The sequence below is a fragment of the Aeromonas sp. S11(2024) genome (genome assembly GCF_041402345.1).
In the GTDB taxonomy this organism is placed as follows: domain Bacteria; phylum Pseudomonadota; class Gammaproteobacteria; order Enterobacterales; family Aeromonadaceae; genus Aeromonas; species Aeromonas veronii.
The window spans coordinates 101,506-114,770 of the sequence record NZ_JBGLRC010000011.1 but is presented as its reverse complement, the minus strand read 5'-3'; the positions used below and the strand labels follow the sequence as shown (position 1 = coordinate 114,770).

Here is a 13,265-nt window from a genome sequence, read left to right as displayed (position 1 = left end):
CTTTAGCAAAAGCCGGGGAGTGAAAACTTCTGGCGGAAAAAGGCCGGCCTCGCGCTGGGCGAGACCGGCATCAGCCGAGCTAGGCTGCGGGTCAGGCGATATGGCGGCGGAACATGGCGAGCGCCAGCGACAGGGTGACGCCGGCGATGGCGAGCAGCGGCCAGAGCAGGGGCCAGGCGGCCGACCAGTCAAACCCCTTGAGGAAGACCCCCTTGAGCAGCACGATGAAGTGGGTGAGGGGGTCGATGGCCGCCAGCCACTGGAACACCTGCGGCATGTTCTCCACCGGCGAGATGTAACCCGAGAGGATCACCGCCGGTACGGTGAAGGAGAAGACTCCGAGAAAGGCCTGCTGCTGGGTCGAGCAGAACGAGGAGATGAAGAGCCCGATCCCGGCCAGTGCCAGCCCGTAGCAGACCATGCCCGCCATCAGCAGGCTGAGGCTGCCGGCAAAGGGGAGGTGAAAGACAAAACGGGCGGCCAGCGCGACTATGCACCCTTGTCCCACCGCCACCATGATGCCGGGCACCGCCTTGCCCGCCATGATCCAGCCTGCGGTGAGGGGCGAGACCAGCAGCTGATCGAAGGTGCCCTCTTCCCGCTCCCGCGCGACCGAGAGGGCGGTGACAATCAGACAGCCGGTGGTGGTGATGATGGCCACCAGCGCCGGCAGGATATGCCAGTGGAACTCGACGTTGGGGTTGTAGAGGTTACGTACCGCCAGCTCGGGTTGCCCCTTGCCCTCACTTTGCCAGCGGGCGATCACCTGACTGATGTAGCCCGCCGCCACCTGACCACCGTTGGAGCGGCGCCCGTCGATGATCAGCTGCACCTTGGCCGGTTCGCCCCGCGCCAGCCGGCGCGAGAAATCCCCCGGAATAATCAGCCCGAGCAGTGCCTGCTGTCCGGTGATGGCCTCGGTCATGCCCGCCTCGCCCTGCACCGGGATGATGGTGGTAAAGGCGGGCATATGGGTGAGGCGCTCCAGCAGCTCGCGGCTCTGGGCACCGCCATCCTGGTTGTAGATGGCCAGCGTGTTGCCGGTCACCTCCAGAGTGGCGGCGAACGGGAAGAGGGCGGTCTGCAGCAGCACCGGCATGATGAGCAGAAAGCGCCCCTGGGTATTGCCCATCAGGGCCTGCAGCTCTTTTCGGATCAGCCACCAGAGTCGGATCAGCATGGGTTACTCCAGAGTGCGCCGCGTCTTGCGGGCGGTCAGGGCCAGCCAGAAACCGGCCAGCAGCAGCAGACAGAAACCGTTGACCAGCAGGATCGAGAAGACACTGCCCGCCTGATAGAGGGTCTGCAGGGAGCTCGCGAAGTAGCGGGCCGGAATGAGGTGAGTGATGGCCCGCAGCAGCGGCGGCATGCTGGCGATCTCGAACACGAAGCCTGACAGCATCACGGCGGGCAGAAAGGCGGCGATCAGCGCTGCCTGCGCGGCGTTGAACTGGCTGCGCATCACGGTGGAGAGAAACAGCCCGAGCCCGAGGGCGCTGCCGAGAAAGACGCTGGTGACCAGAAAGAGCAGCAGCAGGGAGCCGCGCCATGGCACGTCCATTACCGCCACCGAGAAGAGCAGGCAGAGCAGCATGGCAATGATGCCGAGGCCATAGTAGGGCAGCAGCTTGGAGAGCAGCAGTTCCCCCTTGGTGACCGGGGTGGCGAGCAGCGCCTCCATGGTGCCGCGCTCCCACTCCCGCGCCACCACCAGCGAGGTGAGCAGGGCACCTATGATGGTCATCACCACCGCAATGGAGCCCGGCACCAGAAAGTTGCGGCTCACCAGCGCCGGGTTGAACCAGGCGCGGCTCTCTATCGACACCGGCATGGCGACCCCCTCGCCAGCGAGCCACCCCTGCCAGATCCCCTGCACATAGTTGGTGACGAAGTTGGCGGTGTTGGGCTCGGAGCCGTCGGTCAGCAGCAGCGCCTGCGGCGTGCCATTGCCCTGACCGGCCAGCGCGCGGGAGAAGCCGTCGTCGATCACCAGCAGGCCGCGGATCTCGCCACGGGCAAGACTGGCGAGCAGGGACGCCTTGCTCGGGCCGCTGTGGATCTCCAGCGCGGTAGAGCCGCGCAGGGCCTGCTCCAGCCGCACCGCCGGGGCACCGCTGTCGGTACGCCAGATGCCGAGGCGCAGATGGTCCACATCCAGATTGATGGCGTAACCCATTACCACCAGCAGCAGCACCGGCATGATGAAGGCGATGAGGATGCTGCTCGGGTCACGGACGATTTGCAGCGTCTCCTTGCGGCAGAGGGCCAGCAGTCGCCGACGGTTGATGCTCATGCGTCCTCCTCGCTGGCCCGCTCGACCAGGGTGATAAAGGCCTCTTCCATTGTTGGCAAAGAACAGGTCGGCAAGGAGCCGGTTGGCAAAGAGGTCGCCGCCTCTTTGGCGGCCAGCCCCTTGAGATCGTCCGGGGTGCCGAGCGCCAGCAGCTTGCCGCGATAGATGAGGGCGATGCGGTCGCAATACTCCGCCTCATCCATAAAGTGGGTGGTGACCAGCACGGTGACGCCGTGGTCGGCCAGCGCGTTGATGTGCGACCAGAACTCGCGCCGGGTCACCGGATCGACCCCGGAGGTGGGCTCGTCGAGAAACAGCAGCGGCGGTTCGTGCAGCAGGGCGCAGGCGAGTGAAAGACGCTGGCGCAGGCCGAGCGGTAGGGATTCCGCCTTCTGAGCGAGCCAGGGGGTGAGGGCAAAAGCGGTCACCATGGCGTCGATCCGCGTCTGCTGGTGGCGGCCGAACAGGCCGTAAATACCGGCGAAGAAGGAGAGGTTCTGGGCCACGGTGAGCTGCTTGTAGAGGGAGAACTTCTGCGCCATGTAACCGAGGCGCTGACGTGCCGCCGAGGGGCTGTGGGCCAGATCGATGCCGGTCACCAGCGCCTGTCCCTCGCTCGGGCGCAGCAGGCCGCACTCCATCTTGAAGGTGGTGGACTTGCCCGCTCCGTTGGGGCCGAGCAGGCCGAAGATCTCGCCGCGGCGCACCGCAAAGCTGACATCATCGGTGGCGGCAAAATCGCCGAAGCGCTTGGTGAGGTGGTGCGCCTCGATCACCGCCTCGGGGGAGACCCCCTGCGGCAGTTCGGCTTCCCGCATCCCCGCCGCCAGACTCGACTCCCCGCCGGGGCCGCCGCCGAGCAGGTCGATAAAGGCATCCTCCAGCCGGGGCTGAGCCGGTTGAAAGGCGCCGTTGGTCAGTTGCAGCTCCGCCAGCGGTGGGGGCGTCATGCCCGGGTGCAGCAGCAGGCGAACCCGCTCCCCCGCCACTGCGCCATCCATCACCGCGGGGTGCGCCAGCGCCCGGCGCAGCAGGGCGCGCCGCTCGCGGCCATCCAGTTGCCCCGCCTCCAGCAGCCAGCAGCGGCTGGCCATGGCCCCCATCAGATCGGCTGGCGTGCCGCTGGTGCGCACCTCGCCATCCGCCATCAGCAGCACGTGGTCGCACAGCTCCGCCTCATCGAGATAGGCGGTACTCCAGATCACCGTTATCCCCCCCTTGGCCAGTTCGCGCACCATCTGCCAGAGGGCGCGGCGGGAGATGGGATCGACCCCGACCCCCGGTTCGTCCAGCAGCAGCACATCCGGGGTGCCGAGCAGGGCGCAGGCCAGCCCGAGTTTCTGCTTCATCCCGCCAGAGAGCTTACCTGCCGGTCGTGCGGTGAAGCGGGCAAGATCGGTGAAGGCGAGCAGCCGCGCGAAGGTGGGCGTGCGTTCGGGCTCAAGTACGCCGCGCAAGTCAGCGTAGAGGGTGAGGTTCTCCAGCACGCTGAGATCCTCGTAGAGGCCGAACTGCTGGGGCATATAGCCGAGGCGCTGACGCAACAGGTCCCCCTCACTCACCGGATCCAGCCCCAGCACCCGGATGGTGCCCGCTTCGGGGATCAGCAGACCGGCCAGCAGGCGCAGCAAAGTGCTCTTGCCCGCGCCGTCGGGGCCGACCAGCCCGGTGATGCCGCCAGCCGGAATGGTTGCCGATATGGCGTTGAGGGCGACCCGCTCACCAAAGCGTTTGGTGAGCCCCTCAAGGGAGATGGCGCAGCTCATGGCGCCAGCCTGACGGTGACCGGCATCCCTTGGCGCAGGGCCGGGTCGGGGTCCTGCACCACGATGCGCAGCCGGTAGACGAGGTGGGTGCGCAGATCCGGCGTCTCCACCGATTTCGGGGTGAACTCGGCGGTCGGTGAGACAAAGCCCACCACCCCGTGATAGGGCTGATCCGGCCGCGAGTCGGTGGTAAGGGTGACTTTGGCGCCGCTCGGGAAGTGGCCGAGCCAGGGCTCCTCCACATAGGCGCGCACCCAGACCGGCGCGGTCAGGGAGAGGTTGAAGGCGGTCGCTCCGCTTTGCACCATGCTGCCATTCTCGATGGCGCGGCTGATGATGATGCCGTCGCTGGGGGCGGTCAGGCTGGCATCCGCCAGCGCCAGTTCGGCACTGGCGAGCGTCGCTTTGGCCCCTTCCAGCTGGGCATCGGACTGGGCAATCTCTTCCGGGCGGTAGCCGGTTTCGAGCTGGGCGAGCTGCTCGCGGGCCGAGCGCACCTGCGCCTGGGTCTGATCCCGCTGGGAGCGGGCGGTGTCGAGCTGACCGCGGGAGATGGCGCCGGTGGCTGCCAATGCGCTCTGGCGGCGCCACTGCTGGTCGGTCTCCAGCGCAGCGGCTTCGGCGGCGGCCAGTGCGGCCCGGGCGCGGTCGGTCTCTTCGCTGCGATAGCCTTTGTGGATCAAGGCGTTGGCGGCAGTGAGCGCGGCCAGATTGGCGCGGGCGCTGTCGCGGCTGTGGGTGAGGGGAGCCGGATCGAGGCGGGCCAGCAGTTGACCGGCTTTTACCCTATCCCCCTCATCAACCAGCACCTGATCGACGCGGCCGCCGACCCGAAAGGCCAGATTGACGTCGCGAATATCGACGTTGCCGTAGAGGATGGAGCCGTCAGCCGGGCGCCCCTGCCACCAGAGGTAGCCACCGATAACGGTTAGCAGCAGGGCTACGATTGCAATGCGTTGCTTCATACCACTTCTCCTTGAGGATGGCTCTGCAACCAGAGGTCACCACTGAGAACGGCCAGCAGCAGAGCTACCATCGTGATGCATTGTTTCATACCGCTTCTCCTTTCTTCATGTCGGTGGGGCGCAGGCCGCGCAGGGCCCATACCAGCCGCTGTCTGGCGGCCTCGGGGCTGTCTATCTGGCTGAGAAAGGGGGCTGCCTGTTCAGGCAGCCAGCCGAGCTGACGACCGCTGCCGGCGATCACCAGCGGCAGGCCGACCGACCCCATGATGAAGATCATCAGCTGGAGCGGGTGACCCGCGACCAGCGACCCTTCCGCCTGTGCCATCCGTACCTGCTCGATCAGCAGCAGGGGATGACGGCGCGGCAGGCTGAGCAGAAAACGCTGGGCCGCCCCTTCGCCTGCCAGCGCATCGCCAAACAGGTGGTTGATAAAGCCGCGCTGGCGCGCCACCAGCCCGATCAGCGCCTCCATGGTGGCCTCGAACATGGCGATGGCAGAGGGGTAGGAACCTTTGGCTGCCACCGATTTGAGCTCGTCATAGAGGGGGGCGTACCAGAGCTCCACCAGCTCGTCGATAAAGGCGTCGCGGTTGCCGAAGTGGTAGACGAAAGAGCCAAGGTTCACCTCGGCCACCGCCGCCAGCTCGCGTACCGTGAGGCCGCGCAGCCCCTTCTCGGTGGCGATGGCGAGGCCGGTATCGAGCAGTTTCTGCCGGGTGGGATTCATCTGTCGGGTTCCTGTTGCGCAGATTTCGATCTGATTTATACGTACGTATAAATCAATCACACAGAAGTTGATAGATCTTTTTTTGAGCAGATTTCAGCAGGGATGAACAACGGCGGGCATTCGAAAGAGATGGTTTGAAAACGTCCTTTGATTGAATGGGTTGCCGCAGATAAGGGCCAGAATCCGTGTAGATGACGGAGGCGGTGGCGAAAAAAAACGCCCCCATTTCTGGAGGCGTTTTTTTACAAACATAACTGCGCTTACAGAATAAAGCGGCTCAGATCCTCGTCTTCAATCAGCTTGCCGAGGTGGGCGTTGACATAGTCGGTGTTGATGACGAAGGTCTCGCCGGACTTCTCGGAGGCGTCGTAGGAGATATCTTCCATCAGGCGTTCCATCACGGTGTGCAGACGGCGGGCACCGATGTTCTCGGTACGCTCGTTGACCTGCCAGGCCGCTTCGGCCAGACGGCGGATGCCATCCTTGGTGAACTCGATATTGACCCCTTCGGTGGCCATCAGCGCCTTGTACTGATCGGTCAGCGAGGCGTTCGGTTCGGTCAGGATGCGCTCGAAGTCATCTGTGGTGAGAGCGGTCAGCTCGACCCGGATCGGCAGACGGCCCTGCAGCTCGGGGATGAGATCGGACGGCTTGGCGATCTGGAAGGCGCCGGAGGCGACAAACAGGATGTGGTCGGTCTTGACCATGCCGTGCTTGGTGTTGACGGTGCAACCTTCAACCAGCGGCAGCAGGTCGCGCTGTACCCCTTCACGGGAAACGTCCGGGCCCGAGCTTTCGCCGCGCTTGCAGATCTTGTCGATCTCGTCGAGGAAGACGATGCCGTTGTTCTCGACCGCTGCGATCGCTTTCTGCTTCAGCTCCTCCGGATTGACCAGACGGGCCGCTTCCTCTTCGATCAGCGCCTTCATGGCCTCTTTGACCTTGATCTTGCGCTTCTTCTTCTGGTTCTGGCCCAGGTTCTGGAACAGCCCCTGCAGCTGGTTGGCCATCTCTTCCATGCCCGGCGGGGTCATGATTTCGACACCCATCGGGGAGGCGGAGAGCTCCAGCTCGATCTCCTTGTCATCCAGCTGACCTTCCCGCAGTTTCTTGCGGAAGATCTGGCGGGTGTTGGAGTTGTCGGCTTTCTCTTCCTCACCCCAGGTGTTGCGCGGGTTGGGCAGCAGGGCGTCGAGGATGCGCTCTTCGGCGGCTTCCTCGGCGCGGTATTTCATCTTCTCCATCTCGGTTTCGCGCACCAGCTTGATGGCGGCATCGGTCAGATCGCGGATGATACTGTCCACTTCCTTGCCGACATAGCCCACTTCGGTGAACTTGGTCGCTTCCACCTTGATGAAGGGGGCGTTGGCCAGCTTGGCCAGACGACGGGCAATCTCGGTCTTGCCGACACCGGTCGGGCCGATCATCAGGATGTTTTTCGGGGTCACTTCATGGCGCATCTCTTCGTTGAGTTGCATCCGGCGCCAGCGGTTGCGCAGGGCAACGGCAACGGCGCGCTTGGCATCGGCCTGACCAATGATGTGACGATCCAGCTCGTGGACGATTTCTCTCGGGGTCATCTCGGACATGATGGTGTTCCTGTATCCGGGGCGGGCAGTGCCCGCCCCTTGGGAAATTGGGTTTGGCTGGCGGCCTTATTTGGCGGCGTAGTCCAGCACTTCGATGGTGTGGTTGCCGTTGGTGAAGACGCAGATGTCGCCCGCAATCTTGAGGGACTTCTCGACAATGGTCCTGGCATCCAGCTCGGTGTTTTCCAGCAGCGCGATGGCGGCGGACTGGGCAAAGTTGCCGCCGCTGCCGATGGCGATGAGATCGTGCTCCGGCTGTACCACGTCACCGTTGCCGGTGATGATGAAGGATTTGTGTTCGTCGGCCACGGCCAGCAGTGCTTCGAGGCGGCGCAGAGCGCGATCGGTGCGCCAATCTTTGGCCAGCGCCACGGCGGCGCGCTCCAGATTACCCTGATGGGCCTGCAGTTTTGCTTCGAAACGCTCGAGCAGGGTGAAGGCGTCGGCGGTACCGCCAGCGAAACCGGCCAGCACCTTGCCGTTATAGAGACGATGAACCTTGCGGGCGTTGCCCTTCATGACGGTGTTGCCAAGAGAGACCTGGCCATCGCCACCGATGACGACCTGACCGTTGCGGCGAACTGAAACTATGGTAGTCACTTTACTTACCTCGCTTGAGCCGAATGACGGCCTGACTGTGCATGGCAAGAAAGATGGGGATGGCAAACGGGCTTTTCAACCCTGCCTTTGGTCGGGATAAACGGGGGGAGCAAACAGAGTGGGTGCGCGTGGCACCAAAAGAACAGGGCCGAGTGTTGCCACCCGGCCCTGCTGCAAACTATCCGCATTATTTTGTTTCAGACCAGACAACCGCTTGGCACACGATCACAGTTTTGCCATTGAACGTCGCCGAGGGAGAACCATACAGCGTGTAGCCTTGAGCTAGTGCCTCGCTGACACGAAAACAAAATGTCGCGTCATCAGGCCCAGTAATTAAGCGGTAAACCGGAAGGCCATTTGGTGGCTGTTTCGAATTTGTCATGCTCTGGTTCTCCTGCTGGTGACAGTATGCTAACCCTTTTTGGGAATACAGCCGCTGATGCCGGAGCTCTGCAGCTTGCTGTTGGCCGCGTCGGCGGCCGCCTTGCCGTTGAAGGGGCCGACCATCACCTTGTAGACGGTGCCGTTGGCGCCATTGATCACCTGCAGGCTGGAGGAGAGCCCGGCGGTGAAGGCGATACGCGCCTTGAGCGACTCTGCGGAATCCTGCGAGCGCAGGGCGGCGCACTGCATCATGTAGCGACCGCTGTCGGCGGCTGCGGTCTGGGCTGGCGGAGTGGCCGCTTTGGCCTTGGCCGCTTCGGCCCGCTCCCGTTCCAGCTCGGCACGGATCTCCCGCTCCATCCGTTCCCGTTCTGCCTTGCGGTCGATCACCTGCTCTTGCGCGCTGGCAACCGGTGCTCCGGAGGTGGAAGGGGTGGTCGCCGGATTGGGCTGATAGGGCTTGGGCTGGCCGATGGGCGTTCCCGGTTGGGGAATGTCGGTCGGCACCGGCTGCGGCAGTTTTTCCGGTTGCAGGGTCATGGTATCTGCCGGTGGTGGCGGCAGCACACCCGGCTGGGTCGGCGGCTCTATGATATCGACCTGCTTGTTCTCAAGCCGTTCGATGTAGCTCCACTTCTCCTGAGGCAGCCCGTTATTCTGCGCTTTTGGCTTGTTGGCTTTTACCTGCTCCTCGATGGTGGGGGCATCGTTGCCCTTGCCATTGATCATGTAAAGGAAGCCACCAAAGCCTGCCAGCAGTGCCACGACCAGCAGCACTGGAATAACAGGAAAGCGGCGAGGGGCCGCTTTCTTGGTATTGCGGCCACCCGCCCGACGTCGCGGGCGGCTGCCGACATAATCCCGGGTTGCCATCTATTACATGCGCTCCAGGGTATGGATGCCCAGTACGCCGAGGCCCAGTTTCAGCACCTTGGCGGTGGCGGCGCACAGCAGCAGACGGCTCTGACGGGTCGCCTCGTCCACGCCATCCTTGTTGATCGGGCAGGCTTCATAGAAGGTCATGAAGTTGCCTGACAACTCGTACAGGTAGGTACAGAGCAGGTGTGGCATGCCTTTGTCGGCCACGCCGTTGACCGCGTCGGAGAACTGGATCAGCTTCTGGGCCAGCACCTCTTCGGCCTCTTCGTTCAGGGTCACGTTGCCGGTCAGCGTCTCGGCATCGATGTTGGCCTTGCGGAAGATGGACTGGATACGGGTGTAGGCGTACTGCAGGTAAGGGGCAGTGTTGCCTTCAAACGACAGCATCAGATCCCAGTCGAAGATGTAGTCGGTAGTACGGTTCTTGGAGAGATCCGCATACTTGACCGCGCCCATGGCGATGGCGTTGACCACATTGGCCTTCTCTTCAGCAGAGAGGTCGCTGTTGCGGCTCTCCAGCAGCGCAGCGGCGCGCTCTTCTGCTTCGTTCAGCAGGTCAACCAGCTTGACGGTACCACCGGAGCGGGTCTTGTAGGGACGACCATCCTTGCCCAGCATCATACCGAAGGCGTGGTGCTCGAGGGGGACGGATTCCGGCACATAGCCCGCCTTGCGGGTGATGGTCCAGGCCTGCATCAGGTGCTGGTGCTGACGGGAGTCGATGAAGTACATGACACGGTCGGCGCCCAGGGTTTCATAACGGTATTTGGCACAGGCGATGTCGGTGGTGGTGTAGAGGAAACCGCCATCGCTCTTCTGGATGATGACGCCCATGGCCTCGCCATCCTTGTTCTTGAACTCGTCCAGGAAGACAACGGTGGCGCCTTCGCTCTCGACCGCCAGCCCCTTGGCTTTCAGGTCTGCAACGATCTCCGGCAGCATGTCGTTGTACATGGACTCGCCCATGATGTCCTTGTTGGTCAGGGAGACATTCAGGCGGTCGTAGTTGATCTGGTTCTGTTCCATGGTCATGTCGACCAGCTTCTTCCACATGGTACGGCAGTACTCATCGCCGCCCTGCAGCTTGACCACGTAATTACGGGCGCGCTCGGCGAAGGCTTCGTCTTCGTCGTAGCAACGCTTGGCCTGGGTGTAGAAGGCTTCCAGATCCTTGAGCGCCATGTCACTGGCGTGTTCGTTGGACATCTTCTCCAGATAGGCGATCAGCATGCCGAACTGGGTGCCCCAGTCGCCGATGTGGTTGGCACGGATCACTTTGTGGCCGAGGAATTCCAGCGCGCGCGCAGCTACGTCACCGAGTACGGTGGAGCGGATGTGGTGCACCGCCATCTCTTTGGCCACGTTGGGGGCGGAGTAGTCCACCACCACGGTTTGTGGAGCGGGCAACCGTACGTTGGCATTGGCAGAGGTCACCATGGCCTCGACCTGACCGGCCAGCCAGCGCTGGTCGAAGAAGAAGTTGATGAAGCCGGGACCGGCGATCTCGACCTTGGCGATCAGGTCGGAGGCGGGCAGGTGCTCGATGATGGCCGCCGCCAGCTCACGGGGATTCTTGCGGGCCGGTTTGGCCAGCAGCATGGCCAGGTTGGTAGCCAGGTCGCCGTGAGCTTTTTCCTTGCATCGGTCTACTTGCACGCGGGCTTCCAGGTCCGCCGGCAGGACGCCTGCTGACTTGAGATTGGCTACCGTTTGTTCAAGTAGATGATGAATATGCTCTTTCATAACTGACCACCAAGGTTGCGCGTCGAAAAATGACTGATATATAAGGGCGTGAATTTTACCCGCATCGGCCCGAGAAAACTATAGGGATGACCCGCCGCTCGCTGTCGGGCGGATATTTCACTGCGTTTGGCGCCATATTCCAGAATATTGGGCGGAAATTACGGTGCTTATCCATTTCTACTGCATATCGAAGCGGCTTGTCTAGGCTATTTTCCCCTGATTGTTAAGGGTTTTTCCTTTCCGCTGACGGGAATGATCTCCTCCCACTGGCCCGGCGTATCAACAGAGGTTCCCAACCGAGGAGTTTGCGATGCGACTGGCGCTGTTTCCCCTATCTGCCCACCTGCTGCCCGGCGGCGTCATGCCGCTGCGGATCTTCGAACCGAGATACCAGCGGATGATTGCCGAGGCGGGGGAGTCCGGCTTTGCCCTCTGCATGGTGGACCCTCGCCAGCCCGACGCCCTGCGCAACATGCTGCCCATCGCCACCCGGGTCACCATCATCGATTTCGACCGGCTGCCGGACGGCATGCTGGGGATCACGGTGCAGGGGATGGAGCGGGTGCAGATAGAGGATCTGTGGCAGGAGCAGGATGGCCTGCGTATCGGCGAGGTGACGCCGCTGACGGCCTGGCCGCCCCGCCGGCTCCATCCCGATCAGCAACCGCTGGTTGATGCGCTGCGGGAGGTGTTTGCCGACTATCCCGACTATGCCGCCCTCTATCCCGCCCCCCGCTGGGACGATGGCAACTGGGTGGCCCAGCGCTGGCTGGAGGTGCTGCCGATCCCCCCCGAGCAGAAGCAGTTGCTGCTAGCTGCCGCCGACAATCAGCCCGCCATCGCCCTGCTCAAGGGGGTGCTGGTGGCCAGCCACTGATTTTTTCTGACCCGCTGATCCGCCACTGCCGCAGCGCCGTACAAGTCATCACCACAGCATGTTCGACAGCACACCAAAGGGATGGCGCAATGGCATATACTGGCCAACCACACTCGACCATACGCAGGACTTCGCCCGTGATGGATAACCCGGATGGCGACCTCAAATCTCTGCTGATCAGGGTGGCAGAGCAGGCCGACAAGGCTGCTTTTGCCCGCCTGTTCCAACACTTTGCGCCGCGCATTCGCAGCTACGGCTTGCGCCACCTCGGCAGCGAGGCCAACGCCATGGAGCTGGTGCAGGAGACCATGCTGCTGGTGTGGCAGAAGGCACGCCTCTACCACCCCGAGAAGGGGGCGCCGACCACCTGGATCTATACCGTGATGCGCAACCAGTGCTTCGACATGCTGCGCCGTCGTCGCGCCAGCAAGGAGGATCTCTGTGCCGAGGAGCTGTGGCCCGTGCTGGAGTTTCAGGCCGAAGAGGAGCATCTGAGCGGCGGTGAGGATGCGGTGCTGACCCGTCAGATGGCCCACTATCTGGGCACCCTGCCGGAGCCGCAACAGCAGGTGGTGCGTGGCATCTATCTGCAGGAGTTCTCCCAGCAGGAGTTGGCGGAGCGACTCGGCGTGCCGCTCGGTACCATCAAGTCCCGCCTCCGGTTGGCGTTACAGAAACTGAAAGAGCAAGTGGAGCAAGGCCATGATTAAAGCCCATCCGACCGACCCTATGCTGCGTGCCTTCGCCGCCGACGAGCTCCCTCTGCCGCTGGCGGTGGGGCTCTCCGCTCACTGTGAACTCTGCCCCGATTGTGCTGCCCGACTGAAGACATTCGAAGAGGAGCTGGCGCAGCAATATCTTGCTTCGCCAGCAGAGCCCGAGCTGGCCTCCCGCGATGAAGTGGGACTGGACGCCGGATTCGACGCCATGCTGGCGGATATTCTGGCGCAGCCGCTGACAGAGCCCCTCTCCGAGCCAACACACGACCAGCCCCGAGCGCAGCCCGGCGAGCTGGAGGTAGCCGGTCAGGCCTACCGTTTGCCACGGGTGCTGGCCCGCTACCGTTCGCCCAAGTGGCGTCATATCGGGGCCATTCGTCAGCAGAGTCTGCCGCTGGACGAGATGGGGGCGCGCGCCAGCTTGCTCCATATCGAAGCGGGCGGTCGCATCCCCGAGCACACCCATCAGGGCTATGAGCTGACCCTGCTGCTGGCGGGCAATATTCAGGATGGCGATACCCTTTACAAGGCGGGGGATTTCATCTGGCGTGATGCCAGCCACTCCCACAGCCCGCATACGCCGGATGGCTGCCTCTGCTACACGGTGCAGGATGCGCCGGTGCAGTTCACCAAGGGGTTGTCGCGGCTGCTGAATGGCATCAGCCAGCACCTCTATTGAGCACCATGACGCCATAGAAAAAGGGACCAAGTTGGTCCCTTTTC

The 13,265-nt window shown here is 63.1% G+C and carries 13 protein-coding genes; 3 read left to right on the top strand and 10 right to left on the bottom strand.

Annotation, left to right across the window (positions count from 1 at the left end):
• Positions 1-91 precede the first annotated feature (91 nt).
• The 10 genes from ACB040_RS11565 to argS all read right to left on the bottom strand — a co-directional run bounded on the left by ACB040_RS11565 (position 92) and on the right by argS (position 10,946).
• Positions 92-1,180, bottom strand: a complete 1,089-nt coding sequence (locus tag ACB040_RS11565) for an ABC transporter permease (RefSeq protein WP_005355575.1) — start codon at positions 1,178-1,180, stop codon at positions 92-94.
• Positions 1,181-1,183: 3 nt separating this feature from the next.
• On the bottom strand, positions 1,184-2,293 hold the full coding sequence (locus tag ACB040_RS11560) for an ABC transporter permease (RefSeq protein WP_338773283.1): 1,110 nt from the start codon (positions 2,291-2,293) through the stop codon (positions 1,184-1,186).
• Complete coding sequence (locus ACB040_RS11555; protein WP_227095493.1) at positions 2,290-4,059, bottom strand: ATP-binding cassette domain-containing protein; 1,770 nt, start codon at positions 4,057-4,059, stop codon at positions 2,290-2,292. Before ACB040_RS11555 ends, ACB040_RS11560 begins: the two co-directional genes overlap by 4 nt.
• The gene (hlyD, locus tag ACB040_RS11550; RefSeq protein ID WP_227095492.1) at positions 4,056-5,024 is read right to left on the bottom strand and encodes a secretion protein HlyD; all 969 of its coding nucleotides are present in this window, start codon (positions 5,022-5,024) and stop codon (positions 4,056-4,058) included. Before hlyD ends, ACB040_RS11555 begins: the two co-directional genes overlap by 4 nt.
• A gap of 85 nt (positions 5,025-5,109) precedes the next feature.
• The gene (locus ACB040_RS11545; protein ID WP_371154785.1) at positions 5,110-5,751 is read right to left on the bottom strand and encodes a TetR/AcrR family transcriptional regulator; all 642 of its coding nucleotides are present in this window, start codon (positions 5,749-5,751) and stop codon (positions 5,110-5,112) included.
• Positions 5,752-6,011: 260 nt separating this feature from the next.
• Positions 6,012-7,340 (bottom strand): HslU--HslV peptidase ATPase subunit, encoded by a 1,329-nt coding sequence (gene hslU / locus ACB040_RS11540; RefSeq protein WP_124928187.1) that lies wholly within the window; start codon positions 7,338-7,340, stop codon positions 6,012-6,014.
• A gap of 66 nt (positions 7,341-7,406) precedes the next feature.
• Entirely contained in the window at positions 7,407-7,940 is a 534-nt protein-coding gene (gene hslV, locus ACB040_RS11535; protein ID WP_005342555.1) for an ATP-dependent protease subunit HslV, read from the bottom strand.
• Positions 7,941-8,127: 187 nt separating this feature from the next.
• On the bottom strand, positions 8,128-8,322 hold the full coding sequence (locus ACB040_RS11530; RefSeq protein WP_371154788.1) for a DUF1737 domain-containing protein: 195 nt from the start codon (positions 8,320-8,322) through the stop codon (positions 8,128-8,130).
• A 29-nt stretch (positions 8,323-8,351) separates the two neighbouring features.
• On the bottom strand, positions 8,352-9,197 hold the full coding sequence (locus ACB040_RS11525; protein WP_005340771.1) for an SPOR domain-containing protein: 846 nt from the start codon (positions 9,195-9,197) through the stop codon (positions 8,352-8,354).
• Positions 9,198-9,200: 3 nt separating this feature from the next.
• Positions 9,201-10,946 (bottom strand): arginine--tRNA ligase, encoded by a 1,746-nt coding sequence (argS, locus tag ACB040_RS11520; protein ID WP_005355547.1) that lies wholly within the window; start codon positions 10,944-10,946, stop codon positions 9,201-9,203.
• 310 nt (positions 10,947-11,256) lie between these two features.
• On the opposite strand from argS, the gene ACB040_RS11515 reads away from it, so the two are divergent.
• The 3 genes from ACB040_RS11515 to ACB040_RS11505 all read left to right on the top strand — a co-directional run bounded on the left by ACB040_RS11515 (position 11,257) and on the right by ACB040_RS11505 (position 13,221).
• The gene (locus ACB040_RS11515) at positions 11,257-11,823 is read left to right on the top strand and encodes an LON peptidase substrate-binding domain-containing protein (protein ID WP_005355544.1); all 567 of its coding nucleotides are present in this window, start codon (positions 11,257-11,259) and stop codon (positions 11,821-11,823) included.
• A gap of 140 nt (positions 11,824-11,963) precedes the next feature.
• A complete protein-coding gene (locus ACB040_RS11510) occupies positions 11,964-12,533 on the top strand; it encodes a sigma-70 family RNA polymerase sigma factor (protein WP_005355542.1) in 570 nt (189 codons plus the stop codon).
• Positions 12,526-13,221: a ChrR family anti-sigma-E factor gene (locus tag ACB040_RS11505; protein WP_005355539.1), complete on the top strand. Its 696-nt coding sequence runs from the start codon at positions 12,526-12,528 to the stop codon at positions 13,219-13,221. Before ACB040_RS11510 ends, ACB040_RS11505 begins: the two co-directional genes overlap by 8 nt.
• The last annotated feature ends 44 nt before the right edge of the window (positions 13,222-13,265 follow it).